The organism is Streptomyces sp. NPDC087844, assembly GCF_044742785.1.
Classification (GTDB): Bacteria; Actinomycetota; Actinomycetes; order Streptomycetales; family Streptomycetaceae; genus Streptomyces.
Genome location: NZ_JBIUVD010000034.1, coordinates 1 through 18252 on the forward strand (window position 1 = coordinate 1; position 18252 = coordinate 18252).

Sequence of the window (18252 nt, forward strand, 5' to 3'; positions counted from 1 at the left end):
GGGGGGGGGCGGGCCCGCCCCCGCCCCCCTCCCCTCCTCGGCGCCGGCCCCCCCCCCCCGCGGGGGGGGGCCCCGGGGGGGGGGGCCGCCCGGGGGGGGGGGGGGCCCCGCCCCCCCCCCGCCCCGACTGCCGTACCGGTGCAGCTAGTTGATCGCCTTGATCAGTTCGCCGTTCGCCGTGTCACCGCTCAGCTCCCAGAAGAACGTGCCGCCCAGACCCTGCGCGTTCTTGTAGCCCATCTTCCCGGCGATGGTCGACGGGGTGTCGTAACTCCACCAGTCGCTACCGCACTTGGCGTACGCGGTGCCGCCCACCGTGCCGGTGACCGGGCACTTCGTCTTGAGCACCTTGTAGTCGTCGATGCCCTGCTCGTACGTACCCGCCGCCGGCCCGGTGGCCGAGCCGCCGGGCGCCGCCTGGGTGACTCCGGTCCAGCCACGTCCGTAGAAGCCGATACCGAGCAGCAGCTTCGAGGCCGGTATGCCCATGCCCTTGAGCTTGGCGATGGTCGCGGAGGTGTGGAACTCCGCCTTCGGGATCCCCGAGTAGGAGTTCAGCGCGGAGTGCGGAGCCGTCGGACCGGTCGCGTCCCAGGCACCGAAGAAGTCGTACGTCATCGGGTTGTACCAGTCGACGTACTGGGCCGCGCCCGCGTAGTCCGCCGCGTCGAGCTTGCCGCCGGCCGTCGCGTCGGCGGGGATCGCCGAGGTGACCAGCGCCGAGCCGCCGAACTTGGCGCGGACGGCCGACATCAGGTTCTTGTACGCGGCCCGTCCGCTGGTGTCACAGCTGAGGCCGCAGCTGTTGGGGTACTCCCAGTCGATGTCGATGCCGTCGAAGACATCGGCCCACTTCGAGTTCTCGACCAGGTCGTAGCAGGACTGGGCGAAGGCCGCCGGGTTCCCGGCCGCCTCCGTGAAGCCGCCTGACCAGGTCCAGCCGCCGAAGGACCACAGGATCTTGAGGTTCGGGTGCTTCTTCTTCAGCTCGCGGAGCTGGTTGAAGTTGCCGCGCAGGGGCTGGTCCCAGGTGTCCGCGACCCCGTCGACCGACTCGGCCGCCGTGTGCGTCCGCTCGGTGGCCGCGTAGGCGTCGCCCATCGCGCACTTGCCGCCGGTGACGTTGCCGAAGGCGTAGTTGATGTGCGTCAGCTTGGCCGCTGAGCCGGACGTCTCCACGTTCTTGACCAGGTACTTGCGGTCGTAGGTGCCCCATTCGGTGAAGTAGCCGACGACCTTGGAGCCGGCCGCCGCGGCTGTGGCCGCTGTGGGGGTGGCGGCCTTCCCGGTCGAAGCGGTCGTAGCCGTCGTAGCTGTCGAAGCGGTCGCAGCGGTCGTACCGGCTGCGCCGGCCGTGCCCGCGCCGGCGAGCAGCCCCGCGCCGAGGGCGGCGCAACACGCGGCGGACAGGAGCGCCCGGAAACGGACGCGAGGGCTGAGTGAGGTGAGCATCGGACTCCTCGTGGGGGAGAGGGGAACATGCGCCGATCGGCATGAACGCGGTGAAGCGTTGGAGCGAAACAGTAGGAGGACTAGACCAGTTGGTCAATGGTTCGGACCAATTCGCAGTGGGATTCCGTGCGGGGATTCTCTACTCTGGAGTAAGCGGTCGTTAACGGGTGACTCCATGCCTCCGATCGGGCATACTCACAGCGCACAGCCGCTGATCAGCCGCTTCCGTGACCCGGAGGCGCGAGCATCGTCGGTGCTCAGTGAGACCCGGCGGCGCAGCCCCACCCAGGTGTGCGCCCGCCGATGTGCCCGACAGGGAGGATCGTCACCATGCCCGACCGCGCCCCGCAGCCGGTGGACCGTCAACTGCCCACGGACGAGGCCCGGGATCTGATCTCGCTCGTCCGCGACATCGCGCAGCGTGAGATCGCCCCGAAGGCGGCCGAGGAGGAGGACGCCGGACGCTTTCCCCGGGAGATCTTCGGCCTGCTCTCGGAGTCGGGACTGCTCGGCCTTCCGTACGACTCCGAGCACGGCGGCGGTGACCAGCCGTACGAGGTCTACCTCCAGGTCCTCGAAGAGCTCGCCGCCGCCCGCCTCACCGTGGGCCTCGGGGTCAGTGTGCACTCGCTCGCCTGCCATGCCCTTGCCAACTACGGCACCAAGGAGCAGCAGGTCGAGCACCTCCCGGACATGCTCGGCGGCGGCCTCCTGGGCGCCTACTGCCTCTCCGAGCCGGCGTCCGGATCGGATGCGGCGTCCCTGCGTACGAAGGCCGTGCGCGACGGCGACTCCTGGGTGCTCACCGGGACCAAGGCCTGGATCACGCACGGCGGGGTCGCGGACTTCTGCACCGTGCTCGCACGGACCGGTGGCGAGGGGGCGCGGGGCATCACGGCGTTCCTGGTGCCCGGTGACGCCGAGGGCCTGAGCGCCGCGGTGCCCGAGAAGAAGATGGGCATGAAGGGCTCACCCACCGCCCAGGTGCACTTCGACGGGGTACGGATCGACGACAGCCGGCGTATCGGCGAGGAGGGGCAGGGCTTCGCGATCGCCCTGTCCGCGCTGGACTCCGGGCGGCTCGGCATCGCGGCGTGTGCGGTCGGGGTCGCCCAGGCCGCGCTGGACGAGGCGGTCGCCTACGCGACGGGGCGTGAGCAGTTCGGCCGGCCGATCGCGGACTTCCAGGGTCTGCGTTTCATGCTGGCGGACATGGCGACACGGATCGAGGCGGGCCGTTCGCTGTACCTCACCGCGGCCCGGCTGCGCGACGCGGGGCGGCCCTTCGCCCGGCAGGCGGCCATGGCGAAGCTGTTCTGCACCGACACGGCGATGCAGGTCACCGTCGACGCCGTCCAGGTGCTCGGCGGGTACGGCTACACCGCGGACTTCCCCGTCGAGCGGTACATGCGCGAGGCCAAGGTGCTGCAGATCGTCGAGGGTACGAATCAGATCCAGCGGATGGTCATCGCCCGTCACCTCGCGGGTCCCGAGTCGCGCTGAACCGTCCGTACGCGTACATCGCCGAAGGGGCCGCCAACCGGGCCCACTCCGGATCGTGGCGACCGGGCAGGGTCCGGCCGCGGTCGGACCAGGCGCGCAGCATGGCGCGATAGATGGGCGGGTCCACGGGTTGATGGGACCCCTGCGGGCCCTGTGATCCCTGGTATCCCTGTGACTCCTGGGGTGCCTGCAGTACTCGCGTCCACTGTGTCTCTTGGGGCACCAGGTGCTCCTGAGGCTGCTGCGGCCCCTGGTTCCCTTGAGTCCCCTGGGAAACCGATTCTGCCGAGGGAGGGAGAAACCCGCGACGACGGCCCGTCTCTGCGTATGTCTCTGCGTACGAAGGGGTCATACCGGGCCAACGTGCTTCGGGGCGGGCAGGTCACCGACTGGCGAATTCGCCTGTGCGTTCGCGGGGGTTCCGGCCTCCCGCGGGGCTGCCGGACCCTGGTCCCCCGCGCCCATCTGACGTACCGTCAAGTCTCCCGCGCCGCGTGCCCCGGGAGGCAGCCGATGCCCGACGACCGTCCCGTAGCCCTCGACGAGTACCCCGTGCACCAGGTGCCCCTCTCGATGAAGCACGTGGCGACGGGGGACCGGAACGCCTACGACCGGTGCATCTTCCATGTCTTCGACCACGAGGGCGGGGCGCTGCTCGTCCTGGGGCTCGGGGTGTATCCGAACGTGGGCGTCATCGACGCGTACGCGACCCTGCGCGTCGGGGACACGCTGCACGCCGTGCGCGCCTCGGACGCCCTCGACGACGACGAACGGATGCGCCTGTCCGTAGGGCCGCTCCGGATTCACGTCGAACGCCCGCTGAAGGACTTCGTCCTGAGCTGCGCGGCCGATCCCACCGACCCGGACGGACTGTCGTACGAGATCAACTGGTCCGCGGACTTCCCCGCCCTGTGGGAGCCGCATCACCTGCAACGCCGGGGCGCCCGCCTGACGTTGGAGGGCAGGCGCTTCGTCCAGGCGGGCCGGTGCGACGGCTGGATCCGGGTCGCGGGGAAGGAGACACGGCTGTCCGGCGACGGCTGGACCGGCACCCGCGACCGCAGCTGGGGCACGCGTCCCCTCCCCGGCGAGGAGGGCGGCCGGCTGGCCGAGGAACACCGGGCCGAGGGCTTCCACTGGCTCTGGTGCCCCGTCCGCTTCGAGGACCGTTTCCTGATGGTCGTCACCCAGGAGGACGCCGACGGCTACCGGACCCTGAACGACGCGACACTCGTACGAGCCGGGCGGCGCGACCGCCAACTCGGCTGGCCCCGGGCGGAGATCGCCTACCGGAGCGGCACCCGCCACCCGGAGAACGCGACCGTCCACCTCGGCGACCCCCGCGAGCCGCTCGAACTGGGCGTCGAGATCCTGGCCTCCTCCCCGCTCGCCGTCGGCGCGGGCTACCCGCCCGCCGGGGACTGGCAGCACGGCACCTGGCAGGGCAGGGACTGGACCGACCGCCGCGCGTACGACCTCTCGGACCCGGCCGCTCTCGGGCTCGCCGCGTACGGGGTGACCGACCACGCGGCCCGCTTCACCCTCGACGGGCGCACCGGGTACGGGATCTTCGAGCACGGCTCGTTCGGGCGGCACGACCCGAGCGGGTTCACCGGGTTCGACTCGGTCGCCCCGTGAGAAACGTGCAGGTCGCGAAGGAGTGGTGGCGTGGCTGAGGCACCCCGTCCCCGCCCTCGTCCCCGTACGACGACCCGTGACCCGCAGGAGATCGCACGGCGGCTGACCGCGTGGCTCGCCGTCCGTCTGCCCGGTGCCGAGGCGGTCGACGTCCACGTCCCCGCGGCCAACGGACTGTCGAGCGAGACCCTGCTCTTCGACATCGAGCACCCCGAACCGCCCCTCCGTGGCTGTGCGTTGAGGCTCGCGGCGGACCCGGCGGCGTACACCGTCTTCCCCGTCTACGACCTGCCGAGGCAGTACCGCACCATGCGGTTGGTCGCGGACCGCACGGACGTCCCGGTGCCACGCGTGCTGTGGCTGGAGGAGGACCCGGGGCCGCTCGGGGCGCCCTTCTTCGTCATGGAGCGGGTCGAGGGGCGCGTACCGCCCGACGTCATGCCCTATACCTACGAGGGAAATTGGCTGCACGCCGCGGGCGGGGCCGAACGAGAACGGCTGGAGACGGCGTCGGTCGGCCTCCTCGCCAGGCTGCACGACCAGGTCCCGGTGAAGGAGGCCGGTTTCCTCGCGGCGCCCGGAGCGGGGAGCCCCCTGCGGCGTCACGTCGAAGCCCAACGCGCCTACTACGCGTGGGTGGTCGACGGGCTGGCACGCTCACCGCTCATCGAGGACGCCTTCGACCGGCTCGACGCGCTCTGGCCGCGCGACGAGGGCGAGACAGTGCTCAGCTGGGGCGACGCACGTATAGGGAACGTCGTCTACGACGGCTTCGAGCCCGCCGCCGTCCTCGACTGGGAGATGGCGGCACTGGGCCCGCGCGAGGTCGACCTGGGCTGGATGATCTACCTGCACCGCTTCTTCCAGGACCTCACGGAGAGCCTCGGCCGGCGCGGACTGCCCGGCTTCCTGCGCAGGGACCGGGTCGAGGCGCGCTACGCCGAACTCACCGGCCACCCACCACGGAACATGGACTTCCACATCCTGTACGCCGCCCTGCGGCACGCCGTCGTCATGCTGCGCGTCGCCTACCGGCAGGTGCACTTCGGCGAGACCGACGTCCCGGCGGATCCGGACACGCTGATCCTGCACCACGACAGCCTGCGAGCCATGGTGCAGGGCGACTACAGAAACTGAGGATCTTCGGCGCTCGGGCGCTTCGGCGGGGTCCGGGCCGTGCTCGACCGGCCAGGTCCTAGGCGGCCTCGCGCCGCATCGCCGGCACCTGCAGGGGCCGCGAGCCGGGGCCTCCGACGTGCGAGAAGGGCTGGGTCCGCCAGTCGAGTCCCTGCGGGAGCGTCAACAGCAGCGCGGTCTCCTGCTCCTGGATCTCCATCGTCTCGTCGGCGGGCCGGGCGTCGGCCGCCGCGCGGCCCGTACCGGCGCAGACCGTGAGCCCGAAGGGGTTCCACGGAGACGCGCAGAGCGCGTGCTCCGGCAGGCTCTCCTCGTCCGCCAGCAGCGCGATGGGCTGCGCGCAGTCCGGGCAGATCACCCGGTACATCTCGAAGGTGTCGTACGCGTCGATCTCCTCGCCGTCCAGGGTGTCCGGTTCGACACCCTCCGGCTCGGGTTCGAAGACCGACTGCTGCCGCTTGGGCGCGGTACGTCCAAGACGCTTGAGACTCTGCATGGGTTACTCCCCCTCGGATGGGCCGGCAAGGTACTGCGACCTCGGCCACAGCAAGCACTTCCCGTCCCGTCTCCGTGGTAATCACGAGAACATCACGGAAGCGGGCGGTGTCATGTGGTGTTCGTCACATGCTGCCCGCAGGTGCCCGACTCGGCTGGTTCGTACCCCGCGCGCGCCGCCGCGCGGGCCCGACCACCTCGCACGGCGGGTATGACCTGCGCCGCTGAGTATCCGGGGGGATCAAGCGCACTGTAGGTTCTGCGCCATGGAGGAGCTGGACCGCCACATCGTGCAGCTGCTCGTCGAAGACGGGCGGATGAGCTACACCGACCTGGGCAAGGCCACGGGCCTGTCCACGTCGGCCGTGCACCAGCGGGTGCGCCGGCTGGAGCAGCGCGGCGTCATCCGCGGCTATGCCGCTGTCGTCGACCCGGAGGCGGTGGGGCTGCCGCTGACGGCGTTCATCTCGGTGAAACCGTTCGACCCCAGCGCGCCGGACGACATCGCCGAACGCCTGGCGGGGGTACCGGAGATCGAGGCCTGCCACAGTGTCGCCGGCGACGAGAACTACATCCTGAAGGTCCGCGTCGCGACTCCGCACGAGCTGGAGGAGCTCCTTGCGCGGCTGCGCTCGCTGGCGGGGGTGTCCACGCGTACGACGGTTGTGCTGTCCACGCCGTATGAGGCACGGCCGCCGAAGATCTGACGGCGGACCGCCGCGCTCGTCGAACGCCGTTCCGGTGCGCCCGGTGCGCCCGGTGTAGTGGCGGATGCGTCTGCGGGCCGGTGGGGGTCGGTCGCGCGGTTCCCCGTGCTCCTGGCGGGGTGACCCGCGCACCGGGTCGCCCCGTCGAGGGGCGAGACTGTTCCCATGAGTGACAGCACCACCGCCCCCGGGCCGGATCGCGTCCCCGCGGGGACGCCTCGTACGACACCGTCCGGTCAGGACGACCGCTCCCGCGCGGCCCGGACCGTGCTGCTGCGTGGCGGCGAGGTCCACAGCCCCGCCGACCCGTTCGCCACCGCGATGGTCGTGGAACGCGGACAGGTCGCCTGGGTCGGCTCGGAGGGCGCCGCCGACGCGTTCTCGGACGGCGTGGACGAGGTGGTCGACCTCGAAGGGGCGCTCGTCACCCCGGCGTTCACCGACGCGCACGTGCACACCACGGCCACCGGCCTCGCCCTCACCGGCCTCGCCCTCTCCGACACCCGCACCCTCGGCGACGCCCTGGCCCGCGTACGGGACTTCGCCGCCGCCCGCCCCGACGACCGGGTGCTCCTCGGTCACGGCTGGGACGCCTCCCGCTGGCCGGAGCGACGGCCCCCGCGGCGCGACGAGCTGGACGAGGCCACCGGCGGCCGTCCGCTCTACCTCAGCCGGATCGACGTCCACTCGGCCGTCGCCACCACGGCCCTGCTGGACATGACACCGGGCGTACGCGGGGCGGTCGGCTTCCAGGACGGCGAACCGCTCACCCGCGACGCCCATCACGCCGTACGCGCCGCCGCGTTCGCGGCCGTCACCCCGCGCCGGCGCGCGGAGGCGCAGCGCACCGCCCTGCGGCACGCCGCCTCCCTCGGCATCGGCTCCGTGCACGAGTGCGGGGGCCCCGAGATCTCCTCCGAGGACGACTTCACCGGGCTGCTGCGGCTCGCCGCCGAGGAGGCGGGCCCCCGCGTCGTCGGCTACTGGGCCGAGCAGGACGTCACCAGGGCCCGCGCCCTCGGAGCGGCCGGCGCCGCGGGCGACCTCTTCGTGGACGGCGCCCTCGGTTCGCACACGGCCTGTCTGCACCGGCCGTACACCGACGCGGAACACACGGGCACGGCCTACCTGGACACCGCCGCCGTCGCCGCCCACGTGGTGGCGTGCACCGAGGCGGGGCTCCAGGCGGGCTTCCACGCCATCGGGGACGCCGCTGTGGCCTCCGTGGTCGACGGCATGCGCGCAGCCGCAGAGAAGGTCGGTCCGGCCCGCGTACGCGCCGCCCGGCACCGCGTCGAGCACGCCGAGATGCTCACGCCCGAGACGATCGCCGGTTTCGCCGACCTCGGCCTCACCGCTTCCGTCCAGCCGGCCTTCGACGCGCTGTGGGGCGGCGAGGAGGGCATGTACGCCGAGCGCCTGGGTGCCGAGCGCGCCCGCACGCTCAATCCCTACGCCGCCCTGCTGCGCGCCGGCGTGCCGCTCGCCTTCGGTTCCGACAGCCCCGTCACACCGCTCGACCCCTGGGGCACGGTCCGCGCCGCCGCGTTCCATCGAACGCCCGAACACCGGGTGTCCGTCCGCGCCGCCTTCACGGCGCACACGCGGGGCGGCTGGCGGGCGGCCGGACGGGACGACGCGGGGGCCCTGGTGCCGGGCGCGCCCGCGGACTACGCGGTGTGGCGCACCGGGGAACTCGTGGTCCAGGCCCCGGACGACCGGGTGGCCCGCTGGTCGACCGACCCCCGCTCCGGAACCCCGGGGCTGCCCGACCTGTCACCCGGCGCGGACCTGCCCGTCTGTCTGCGCACCGTGGTCGACGGTCGAACCGTATTCGTACGGCCGGACGAGTGATGTCCCGGGGTGGCGCGGTGGGGATCATGGTCCGACGGGCTGTCGCGCGACCTGCGCATCCTCGGCGCTGACCAGGTGTTTCTTGGTATACCCGCAGGTGGAACGACTGTTGACAGTGAGCGGCAGGTGGCCGGTAGGTTCGGCCGGGTCCACCACCGGACGTCCGGCCGGTGAACTTCCGCGCAGTCGCCGCAGCGCAGTTGGGTCAGGGGTGGTGTGCCGCACCGGCGCACCACCACTGGGAGCCAGGCCCAGCGTCCGCGCCACGGGGCGAGGGAACGTTCCGGCCGGATGGTGTGACCCGGGTGGGGCCCGGCCGCTCAGTAGACAACGGCTTTCGGTCGACCCGCAGCCAGCGGGTCCCAGGTCGGCCCGAAGGGCGCCGGGCCCCGATCCGCAGTTCCCCTCCCTCGTGCGACCCCTTTTCCCCTCGTACGACCCCGTTGTGTGACTTTTCAAGACGGTGCCTTACCTGCGGGAAGAGCGGCGCTCGCTATGGTGGTGCTCCTCTCGCACGGAAGTCTTAAGGGGAAGCTGTGAACGACGGCGTTGAGCGACGGTTCGGTCCGCTCGGCACGACCTTGGTGATCATCCCGACCTTCAACGAGGCGGAGAACATCAAGAGGATCGTCGGCCGGGTGCGGGCGGCCGTACCCGCGGCGCACGTCCTGATCGCCGACGACAACAGCCCCGACGGCACCGGCAAGCTCGCCGACGAGCTGGTCGTCGAGGACGAACACGTCCATGTGCTGCACCGCAAGGGCAAGGAGGGCCTCGGCGCCGCCTACCTCGCCGGTTTCGGCTGGGGCCTGGAACACGGGTACGGCGTCCTGGTCGAGATGGACGCCGACGGCTCGCACCAGCCCGAGGAGCTGCCCCGGCTGCTGACCGCGCTCAAGGGCGCCGACCTGGTGCTCGGTTCCCGCTGGGTGCCGGGCGGCAGGGTGGTGAACTGGCCCAAGTCCCGTGAGTTCATCTCACGCGGCGGGAGCCTGTACTCGCGTGTCCTGCTCGACGTGCCGATCCGCGACGTCACCGGCGGCTACCGGGCCTTCCGGCGGGAGACCCTGGAGCGCCTCGGCCTCGGAGAGGTCTCCTCGCAGGGTTACTGCTTCCAGGTCGACCTGGCCCGTCGGGCCGTCCGGGCCGGCTGTCACGTGGTCGAGGTGCCGATCACCTTCGTCGAACGTGAACTGGGCGACTCCAAGATGAGCCGCGACATCCTGGTGGAGGCGCTGTGGCGGGTCACCACGTGGGGTGTGGGGGAGCGGGCGGGGCGAGCGCTGGGGCGCAGGAAGCCCTGAGCCGCTTGCCTGTCGCACAGGCTGGGCTGATCGTCTCTTTACGCTTTATGCCGTACTGAGCCCTGGCCAGGCACACTGGAGGCATGACGACTGGCGCACCGATCCCGCCCTCCTCCGCCTCCGGCTCCACCTCTCGCCGGCCCCGGCGCTCGCGGCTGCTGAGGTTCCTGCCCCTGGGAGTGGCCGCGTGGCTCGTGCTGGAGGTCTGGCTGCTGACGGTGGTGGCGGGCGCGGCGAGCGGCTTCGCGGTCCTCCTGCTGTTGATCGGTGGGTTCGTCCTCGGCTCCGTGGTCATCAAGCGGGCCGGCCGCCGGGCCTTTCGCGCGCTGAGCGAGACGCTGCAACAGCAGCGGAGCGGGGCGCTGCCCGAGGGCAGGGCCAATTCCGAGGGCAACGGCCTGATGATGCTCGGCGGGCTGCTCCTGATGCTGCCGGGGCTGATCTCCGACGCGCTCGGGCTGCTTCTGCTGGTGCCGCCGGTGCAGAAGGCGCTGGGGCGGTATGCGGAGCGGACGTTCGAGCGGAAGGTGCGGGAGGCTTCGGGGTCCTTCGGGAGCGCCTTCCAGCAGGCTCGTATGCACCGGCCCGACGGGAAGGTGGTCCAGGGCGAGGTGATCCGTGAGGACGCGCCGCGTGAGCGCGACGGCAATCAGGGATCGCGCCCTCCGCTGACCGGCTGAGGTCGGGCTGACGCACGGCCGGGGGCTGTCGTCACCACCTCGGGGGCTCCGCCCCCGAACCCCCGCTCCTCGGACGCCGGAGGGGCCGAGATACCCCCAAGGGCTCGGGGAACGGTGAGACCTCCGCCACAGCGAGCTCCACGCGAACGCACAGAACCGCAGGAACCGTACTCAGAAGTACGGCGCCCGCGGTCGCGTGCGTGCGTTGTATGCCGCTCAACCCCCGGAGGGGTTACGCGGACTTGCGGCTGTCCCGAGGGTGGACCGCGATGTTCATGGCTCCGGATCGAAGCACGGCCAAGCGCTCTTCGAGGACCTCTTCGAGCTCCTCTCGCGTACGCCGTTCCATCAGCATGTCCCAATGCGTACGCGCGGGCTTGGCCTTCTTCTCTTCAGGGCCGTTGCCGTCCACCAGGAGTGCCTGGGCCCCGCAGACCTTGCACTCCCACTCCGGCGGGATCTCCGCCTCCACCGAGAAGGGCATCTCGAATCGATGGCCCTTCTCGCATGCGTACTCCACGGCCTGGCGCGGGGCCAGGTCGATGCCGCGGTCCGTCTCGTAGCTAGTCACCACGAGGCGCGTGCCGCGAAGAGCTCGCTCACTCATGAATCGTGCCTCCCGGGCTTGTCGCCCACAGGACAGGTGTCGCTGTCGTCGTCATCCGGTCAACGTCCGGTCGGCGGTAAAGATTCCCGCTCCGGGACATGCGTCGCCGTCGTAGCCGCCCGTTGTTGTACCCAGCTGCGCCCGGTTTGCCACATCTGACGGCAGATGTCACCCGGTGTTGCGGCATCTTTGACGCGCAGTAACGGTACGCCTGGCAGGCCAAACGCGTACACTACCGCCCTTTGGCGCTGAGCGCTAAATCCTCGCCGGAACGGGGTTGCCCGCGTCGCGCACCGCCCGGCGCACCGGAACCCGCGCGAGCAGCACGAAGCCCAGTACGAAGAAGGCCACGAGCGAGATGATCGCGTCCCGGTAGCTGCCCGTCAGCTGGTAGGTCACGCCGAACAGGAGCGGTCCCAGCCAGCTCATGCCGCGGTCGCTCATCTCGTACGCCGAGAAGTACTCGGCCTCCTTGCCGGGCGGCACCAGATGCGAGAACAGGGACCGGGAGAGCGCCTGGCTGCCGCCGAGGACCAGACCGATGCCCGCGGCGAGGACGAAGAACCAGCCGGGCGCTCCCGAGGGCAGGAAATATCCGGCGGCCAGCGTGAGGGTCCAGGCGACCAGGGACCCGAGAATGATCCGTTTGGCGCCGTACGTCCGGGCCAGTCGGCCCATCCCTAGGGCCCCGGCCACCGCGAGCAGCTGGACCAGCAGCACGGCGACGATCAGCGTCGACTGGTCGAGGCCCAGCTCCTCGGACCCGTACACGGAGGCCTGTGAGATGACCGTCTGGATGCCGTCGTTGTAGACGAGGTACGCGAGGAGGAAGGCGAGTGTGAGCGGCTGGCGGCGCATGTCGCGCACGGTCGCCGCCAGCTGCCGCCAGCCGTGCGCGGTCCTGCCCGGTGAGTCCTCGGGCGAGTGCGGTGTACGGCGGTCGCGCAGGCGCTTGAGCGGTATGAGGGTGAAGGCGCCCCACCAGATGCCCGCCGAGGCCAGGCAGATGCGGACCGCCATCGCCTCCGAGACGCCGAAGCTGTCGTGTGCGGTGTAGAGCACCAGGTTCGCCACCAGGACCAGCGAGCCCGCCGCGTAGCCGAACGCCCAGCCCTTCGACGAGACGGCGTCGCGCTCCTCGGGCGGGGCGATCTGCGGCAGATACGAGTTGTAGAGCACCATCGAGACGGCCAGGGAGGCATTGGCCACGATGAGCAGGAGGCCGCCCAGCAGATAGCGGTCGCCGTCCAGGAAGAACATGCCGGCCGTGGCCGCGGCGCCCAGGTACGCCGAGAGCGCGAGGAGCGGCTTCTTGCGGCCCGTCCGGTCGGCCGCCGCGCCCGCCAGCGGCATCACGAAGATCGACAGGAGCACGGACGCGGACACGCTGTAGGCGAAGAACGAGCCCGCGCGCAGGGGTATCCCCAGCGGGTGCACGAATCCGTCGGCGTCCGCGGCCGCCTTGGCGACCGACGTCAGATAGGGGCCGAGGAACACGGTGAGCACGCTCGTCGAATAGACGGAGCAGGCCCAGTCGTAGAAGTACCAGCCGCGTTGCTCGCGACGCCGTTCGGCGGCCCCGTCGGCCGCCCGTTCCCGCACGGTGTCGGTGCCCACCCGTGCCCTCGCTTCCCCGTTGTGCCCGGTGTGCGTCGTGCCCGGTGCGCGGACGCTCCGTCGTGTCTCCGTACGGGACTGCCGCGTGGTGAGCCGGGACCGCTCAGACCCAGGTGCCACGGTCCCGCAGGATTCCGCGCAGCGTCTCGATGTGATCGGTCATGATGCCATCGACTCCCAGGTCCAGAAGCCGGTGCATCCGCTCGGGCTCGTTGACCGTCCACACGTGGACCTGCAGTCCGCGCGCGTGGGCGGCGCTCACGAAACGGCGGTCCACCACCGGGATCCCCGACTGCGCCTCGGGAACCTGGGCACAGACCGCCGAGCGCCGCAGCGCGGCGGGCAGACCCCACGACCTCAGGCGCAGCCCCAGGACGCCCCGGGTGCCGTACGAGGTGGCCAGACGCGGGCCGGCCACGCGCTGGGCCCGCGCGACCCGCGCCTCGGAGAAGGAGCCGACGCAGACGCGGTCCCAGGAGCCGGTTCCGCGGATCAGGTCGAGGAGGGGGACCAGCGCGGGCTCCGCCTTCACGTCGACGTTCCAGCGGACGTCCGGGAAGGTCTCCAGCAGCTCCTCGAACAGGGGGACCGGTTCGGCACCCGCCACGCGCGCGTGGCGTACGTCGCCCCAGGGGAGGTCGGCTATCCGGCCCGCCCCGTCGGTCACCCGGTCCAGCGTCGCGTCGTGGAAGGCGACGAGCTTTCCGTCCGCCGTGGCGTGTACATCGGTCTCGATGTACCGGTAGCCGGTCTCGACCGCGCGGCGGAACTGGGCCGCGGTGTTCTCCATGCCGTCGGCGGCCCCGCCCCGGTGGGCGAAGGCTATGGGCCCGGGATGGTCGAGGTAGGGGTGGCGTACGCGCGGGATCACCCGCGCAGTATCGCCCGCTCCGATGGCCCTCCGGCAACGACCGTGCTGCCGTCCGGTGCTGCCGCAGGGACGGTGAACACCCGCAGGAACAACTGGGCCAGCGGCCCGATGGCGAGTGCGTAGAGAACCGTGCCGACCCCGACCGTGCCGCCGAGGACGAAGCCTGTCGCGACCACGGCCACTTCGAGAGTGGTGCGCACCAGGCGGATCGAGCGGCCGGTGCGCCGGTGGAAGCCCGTCATCAGGCCGTCGCGCGGGCCCGGGCCGAAACGGGCGGCTATGTAGAGGCCGGTCGCCACGCCGTTCAGCAGGATGCCCGCCACCATCAGCGGGACACGGACCGAGAGGGCGTGCACGTCCGGAAGCAGGGCGAGCGTGCCGTCCATCGCGATGCCGACCACGAAGACGTTGGACACCGTGCCGAGGCCAGGGCGCTGGCGCAGCGGGATCCACAGAAGAAGGACGACGGCCCCCACGATGATCGACACGACGCCGATCGTCAGGCCGCTCAGCTCGGCGAGGCCCTGATGCAGCACACCCCAGGGCTCCAGACCCAGACCCGCCTCCACGAGAAGGCCCGAACTCGCTCCGTACAGGGCGAGCCCCGCGTACAGCTGAAGAAGTCGGCGGGTGAGGTGCCTCGGCGGCGGGCTCGACACGTTGTGCTCCCTGGTGGTGCGGTGGTGCCAGTGGACTGACTCATGACACTCTGTGGCTTGAGGAGAACCCTCTTCCATGGCCAATTCGGGGAAGGTGGACTGGAAATCATGGCGCAGTGGACTTCGGCGGTGGGGGCCGCCCAGCTTGCCCGGTTGCTCAACTCCCAGCAGGAGCGCCCCGCGGGCCCCGGCACGCGCCGCCCGCCCGCCTACCGTGCCCTCGCCGACGGCATCCGGCTGCTCGTCCTCGAAGGCAGGGTCCCGGTGGCCGCGCGACTGCCCGCCGAGCGTGAACTGGCCCTCTCCCTGTCCGTCAGCCGGACCACCGTGGCGGCCGCCTACGAGGCACTGCGCGCCGAGGGCTTCCTGGAGTCCCGCAGGGGAGCGGGCAGCTGGACCGCCGTACCGGCGGGTAACCCGCTGCCCGCGCGCGGCCTCGAACCCCTGCCGCCCGAGACCCTCGGCTCCATGATCGACCTCGGCTGCGCGGCCCTGCCCGCCCCCGAACCCTGGCTCACCCGCGCCGTCCAGGGCGCCCTGGAGGAGCTGCCGCCGTACGCCCACACGCACGGCGACTATCCGGCGGGGCTGCCCGCGCTGCGCCAGACCCTCGCCGACCGGTACACCGCGCGCGGCATTCCCACCATGCCCGAGCAGATCATGGTGACCACCGGGGCCATGGGGGCCATCGACGCCATCTGCCACCTCTTCGCCGGCCGTGGGGAACGGATCGCCGTCGAGTCGCCCTCGTACGCCAACATCCTTCAGCTGATGCGTGAGGCGGGGGCCCGGCTGGTGCCCGTCGCCATGGCCGAAGGGCTCGCGGGCTGGGACATGGACCGCTGGCGGCAGGTGCTGCGCGACGCGGCGCCCCGGCTCGCCTATGTCGTCGCCGACTTCCACAACCCGACCGGCGCGCTCGCCGACGAGGACCAGCGACGGCAGCTCGTCGACGCCGCGCGGTCGGCCGGCACCGTGCTGGTCGTGGACGAGACCATGAGCGAGCTGCGTCTGGACGAAGGGCTCGCACTGCCGCGTCCCGTCTGCGGTTTCGACCCCGCCGGGTCGACGGTCGTCACGGTCGGCTCGGCCAGCAAGGCCTTCTGGGCGGGCATGCGGATCGGCTGGGTCCGTGCCGCGCCCGACGTGATCCGCAGCCTCGTCGCCGCGCGCGCGTACGCCGACCTCGGCACCCCCGTCCTGGAGCAGCTGGCCGTGAACTGGCTGCTCAGCACGGGCGGCTGGGAGCAGGCCGTGGACGTGCGGCGCGACCAGGCACGCGAGAACCGGGACGCGCTGGTGGGGGCGCTGCGCCGCGAGCTCCCCGACTGGGAGTTCGACGTGCCGCGCGGCGGGCTCACGCTGTGGGTGCGCACGGGGGGTCTGTCCGGCTCGCGGCTGGCGGAGGTGGGCGAGCGGGTGGGGGTACGGGTGCCGTCCGGGCCGCGGTTCGGGGTGGACGGGGCCTTCGAGGGGTATGTGCGGCTTCCGTTCACCGTCGGGGGCGCGGTGGCCGACGAGGCCGCTTCGCGGCTGGCGGCGGCGGCGCGGTTGGTCGAGTCCGGTGCGCGCGGGGGGGCGGAGGCGCCCCGCACGTTCGTGGCGTGACGCCTCCCGGAGGCGGGGGTGGCTCCTGGGCGGGCTGCCGGGTGCGGGCGGGTCGTGGCTGGCCGCGCAGTTCCCCGCGCCCCTGAAAGGGCAGGCCTGAAAGGGCGGGGCGGGCTGCCGGGTGCGGGCGGGTCGTGGCTGGCCGCGCAGTTCCCCGCGCCCCTGAAAGGGCAGGCCTGAAAGGGCGGGGCGGGCTGCCGGGTGCGGGCGGGTCGTGGCTCGCCGCGCAGTTCCCCGCGCCCCTGGGTGGGTGGGGGTGTGGCGGGCTTTTGTGTGCGGGTGGGTGATGGCTGGGTGCGCCGTTTTCCGTGCCCCTTTTAGGGGCGCGGGGAACGGCGCAGTCTTTTGGCTTTTGGCTTCTGGGGGCGGGGGGAACTGCGCGACCAGCCACCACGGACGGTTGGCCGACCTGTGGCGTCAAGCAGTGGTCAGCCTTCCGCGACCGCGCCCACCGCGCCCACCGCGCCCACCGCGCCCACCGCGCCCACCGCGCCCACCGCGCCCACCGCGCCCACCGCGCCCACCGCGCCCACCGCGCCCACCGGGTCCGCCGTAGGCGCGGGCGCCGGCGCCCGCGCGAGCGTCGCGTCCGCCGACGGCGTGTGGCCGGGGAGCAGGGCCAGTACCGCTTGGCGGTGGGTCTCGCTGGTCGCCTCGTCGTACGGATCCGGGGTCGCCGGCACCTGGAGCCGGTGGACGGGCCCCGCGCCCAGCCGGGCGTACCCCCGGCCGGCCGGCACCTCCGGTGTGGGAGTCGTGTGCGGCGGCGCCCCGAGCACCGCTTCGAGTTGGCCCGTCGAAGCCGGCCCGAGCACGACACGCGCGCGCGTGTGCCCCAGTACCGCCTCGCCGAGCGACTCCACGGTGTCGAACTGCTCGGCCACCACGACCGTGACTCCGGCAGCGCGGCCGTGCCGCAACGGCACCTGGAGGAGGGTCTGCGGATCACTGCGGCTGTCGGCCGCCGCGAGGTGGCCGAGCGCGGTCGGACGGTCCAGGAGGAGCCACAGCGGACGCCTCGTGTCCTCCGGCGGAGTCAGACCCGCCTGCCGGGACCGGTTCGCCGCGATGAGACGCCGCTCCGTCTCGTGGGCCGCCCATTCGAGGGCCGCCAGCGCGCCGGACAGGCCGCATTCGATGCCCAGAACGCCGTCGCGCCCCGTCAGGCACGCGTACTCGCCCGTACCGCCGCCCTCGACGATCAGTACGTCACCGTGCCGCAGGGCCTGCAGCGCGATCGAGCGCAGGAGAGTGGTCGTGCCGCTGCCGGGGCCGCCGACCGCCAGCAGATGCGGCTCGGTGGAGCGCGCGCCGGTACGCCAGACCACCGGGGGGACGTCCCGTTGCTCCTGGCCGAAGTCGAGCGGGAGCGTGCGCTGGACGCCGGCCGGGTCGGTGAAGCCGAGGACGGTCTCGCCCGGGGCCGTGACGAACCGCTGGGCGGCGATGTCGGTGGGCAGCGGTGGCAGGACGGCGACCGTGAGCTGGTTGCTCTCCTCGTCCCACGCGAAGCGGTACTCCCGGCCGCGGCCCGACTTGGCGTGCAGCAGTTGCTCGATACGGGCCCGGGAGTCGGCCTCCCCGTCCGTGAAGTAGGCCGGGTAGCGCACGGACAGCTGCGAGACCCGGCCGGTGTCGTCGAACTCGTACGCGTCGAAGGCCTTGCCCCACTCGCCGCCGTGGGCGTAGAGCGGGGCGGGGTCCTCGGGGACGGAGAAGTACGGGACGAGCGCCTCGTAGAGGGACTCCAGGCGCTTGCTCTGTGCGTCGTCGGGCCCTGTCGGCGTGGCCGGGGTGCGGTCCCTGCCCTGCCACGCGGCCGCCGCCATCAACGTGATGACGGCCAGCAGCGGCCCGTACGGGATGAGGGCCACGATCAGGACGACCGAGGCCACCAGGAACAGCAGTGGACCGCGCCGGTCCTTGGGGGTGTCCGCCCATTTGCGCCGGCCGGCGGCCGCCAGCCGGCGCAGTCCACGGCTGATGGTGATCAGCGGGTGGAGGACGTCGGTGGCGCTGTCGGCGGCCGTCCGGGCCAGGTCCCTGCTGCGGGCGATCTGCGCGCTGCCGGTACTCAGAATGCGGGGGAGGGGGCGCCGGGCCACTGCTGTCTCCTGGAG

General features: G+C 72.1%; 15 protein-coding genes. 8 read left to right on the top strand and 7 right to left on the bottom strand.

The window, feature by feature from the left end:
- Positions 1-144: 144 nt before the first annotated feature.
- Positions 145-1452, bottom strand: coding sequence for a glycoside hydrolase family 18 protein (locus ACIOKD_RS39420; protein ID WP_402093126.1), 1308 nt, complete (start codon positions 1450-1452; stop codon positions 145-147).
- Positions 1453-1782: 330 nt separating this feature from the next.
- On the opposite strand from ACIOKD_RS39420, the gene ACIOKD_RS39425 reads away from it, so the two are divergent.
- From ACIOKD_RS39425 to ACIOKD_RS39435, 3 genes are all read left to right on the top strand, one after another.
- Positions 1783-2955 carry an acyl-CoA dehydrogenase family protein gene (locus tag ACIOKD_RS39425; RefSeq protein WP_402093128.1) on the top strand — a complete coding sequence of 391 codons (1173 nt, stop codon included), beginning with the start codon at positions 1783-1785 and terminating at the stop codon, positions 2953-2955.
- A gap of 513 nt (positions 2956-3468) precedes the next feature.
- Positions 3469-4593, top strand: coding sequence for a hypothetical protein (locus ACIOKD_RS39430; protein WP_402093130.1), 1125 nt, complete (start codon positions 3469-3471; stop codon positions 4591-4593).
- Positions 4594-4623: 30 nt separating this feature from the next.
- Positions 4624-5730, top strand: a complete 1107-nt coding sequence (locus ACIOKD_RS39435) for a phosphotransferase family protein (protein ID WP_402093131.1) — start codon at positions 4624-4626, stop codon at positions 5728-5730.
- 58 nt (positions 5731-5788) lie between these two features.
- Here the strand turns inward: ACIOKD_RS39435 and ACIOKD_RS39440 are convergent, their stop codons facing one another.
- On the bottom strand, positions 5789-6226 hold the full coding sequence (locus ACIOKD_RS39440; RefSeq protein WP_402093132.1) for a hypothetical protein: 438 nt from the start codon (positions 6224-6226) through the stop codon (positions 5789-5791).
- 265 nt (positions 6227-6491) lie between these two features.
- On the opposite strand from ACIOKD_RS39440, the gene ACIOKD_RS39445 reads away from it, so the two are divergent.
- The 4 genes from ACIOKD_RS39445 (at position 6492) to fxsA (ending at position 10770) form a co-directional block, all read left to right on the top strand.
- A complete protein-coding gene (locus tag ACIOKD_RS39445; RefSeq protein WP_107019623.1) occupies positions 6492-6932 on the top strand; it encodes an Lrp/AsnC family transcriptional regulator in 441 nt (146 codons plus the stop codon).
- A 165-nt stretch (positions 6933-7097) separates the two neighbouring features.
- Entirely contained in the window at positions 7098-8786 is a 1689-nt protein-coding gene (locus ACIOKD_RS39450; protein WP_402093134.1) for an amidohydrolase, read from the top strand.
- A gap of 536 nt (positions 8787-9322) precedes the next feature.
- The gene (locus tag ACIOKD_RS39455; protein WP_402093136.1) at positions 9323-10090 is read left to right on the top strand and encodes a polyprenol monophosphomannose synthase; all 768 of its coding nucleotides are present in this window, start codon (positions 9323-9325) and stop codon (positions 10088-10090) included.
- A gap of 83 nt (positions 10091-10173) precedes the next feature.
- Positions 10174-10770: an FxsA family membrane protein gene (gene fxsA, locus ACIOKD_RS39460; protein ID WP_402093137.1), complete on the top strand. Its 597-nt coding sequence runs from the start codon at positions 10174-10176 to the stop codon at positions 10768-10770.
- 232 nt (positions 10771-11002) lie between these two features.
- Here the strand turns inward: fxsA and ACIOKD_RS39465 are convergent, their stop codons facing one another.
- The 4 genes from ACIOKD_RS39465 to ACIOKD_RS39480 all read right to left on the bottom strand — a co-directional run bounded on the left by ACIOKD_RS39465 (position 11003) and on the right by ACIOKD_RS39480 (position 14602).
- Positions 11003-11377: an RNA polymerase-binding protein RbpA gene (locus ACIOKD_RS39465; RefSeq protein WP_042173984.1), complete on the bottom strand. Its 375-nt coding sequence runs from the start codon at positions 11375-11377 to the stop codon at positions 11003-11005.
- Positions 11378-11632: 255 nt separating this feature from the next.
- A complete protein-coding gene (locus ACIOKD_RS39470) occupies positions 11633-12994 on the bottom strand; it encodes an MFS transporter (protein WP_402093192.1) in 1362 nt (453 codons plus the stop codon).
- A gap of 103 nt (positions 12995-13097) precedes the next feature.
- Positions 13098-13865, bottom strand: a complete 768-nt coding sequence (locus ACIOKD_RS39475; protein WP_402093139.1) for a glycerophosphodiester phosphodiesterase — start codon at positions 13863-13865, stop codon at positions 13098-13100.
- Positions 13862-14602 (bottom strand): YitT family protein, encoded by a 741-nt coding sequence (locus tag ACIOKD_RS39480; protein ID WP_402093193.1) that lies wholly within the window; start codon positions 14600-14602, stop codon positions 13862-13864. Before ACIOKD_RS39480 ends, ACIOKD_RS39475 begins: the two co-directional genes overlap by 4 nt.
- A 30-nt stretch (positions 14603-14632) precedes the next feature.
- On the opposite strand from ACIOKD_RS39480, the gene ACIOKD_RS39485 reads away from it, so the two are divergent.
- Positions 14633-16132 carry a PLP-dependent aminotransferase family protein gene (locus tag ACIOKD_RS39485; RefSeq protein WP_402093141.1) on the top strand — a complete coding sequence of 500 codons (1500 nt, stop codon included), beginning with the start codon at positions 14633-14635 and terminating at the stop codon, positions 16130-16132.
- 428 nt (positions 16133-16560) lie between these two features.
- On the opposite strand, the gene ACIOKD_RS39490 is transcribed toward ACIOKD_RS39485, so the two are convergent.
- Positions 16561-18237 carry a hypothetical protein gene (locus ACIOKD_RS39490; RefSeq protein WP_402093142.1) on the bottom strand — a complete coding sequence of 559 codons (1677 nt, stop codon included), beginning with the start codon at positions 18235-18237 and terminating at the stop codon, positions 16561-16563.
- Between the last annotated feature and the right edge of the window lie 15 nt (positions 18238-18252).

What these genes read in the sequence shown, in the direction of transcription:
- ACIOKD_RS39430 (WP_402093130.1), top strand. Translation starts at nt 3,469, where the DNA reads ATGCCCGACGACCGTCCCGTAGCCCTCGACGAGTACCCCGTGCACCAG.
- ACIOKD_RS39450 (WP_402093134.1), top strand. Translation starts at nt 7,098, where the DNA reads ATGAGTGACAGCACCACCGCCCCCGGGCCGGATCGCGTCCCCGCGGGG.
- ACIOKD_RS39480 (WP_402093193.1), bottom strand. Translation starts at nt 14,602, where the DNA reads ATGGAAGAGGGTTCTCCTCAAGCCACAGAGTGTCATGAGTCAGTCCAC.
- ACIOKD_RS39425 (WP_402093128.1), top strand. Translation starts at nt 1,783, where the DNA reads ATGCCCGACCGCGCCCCGCAGCCGGTGGACCGTCAACTGCCCACGGAC.
- ACIOKD_RS39465 (WP_042173984.1), bottom strand. Translation starts at nt 11,377, where the DNA reads ATGAGTGAGCGAGCTCTTCGCGGCACGCGCCTCGTGGTGACTAGCTAC.
- fxsA (WP_402093137.1), top strand. Translation starts at nt 10,174, where the DNA reads ATGACGACTGGCGCACCGATCCCGCCCTCCTCCGCCTCCGGCTCCACC.
- ACIOKD_RS39420 (WP_402093126.1), bottom strand. Translation starts at nt 1,452, where the DNA reads ATGCTCACCTCACTCAGCCCTCGCGTCCGTTTCCGGGCGCTCCTGTCC.
- ACIOKD_RS39440 (WP_402093132.1), bottom strand. Translation starts at nt 6,226, where the DNA reads ATGCAGAGTCTCAAGCGTCTTGGACGTACCGCGCCCAAGCGGCAGCAG.
- ACIOKD_RS39485 (WP_402093141.1), top strand. Translation starts at nt 14,633, where the DNA reads ATGGCGCAGTGGACTTCGGCGGTGGGGGCCGCCCAGCTTGCCCGGTTG.
- ACIOKD_RS39445 (WP_107019623.1), top strand. Translation starts at nt 6,492, where the DNA reads ATGGAGGAGCTGGACCGCCACATCGTGCAGCTGCTCGTCGAAGACGGG.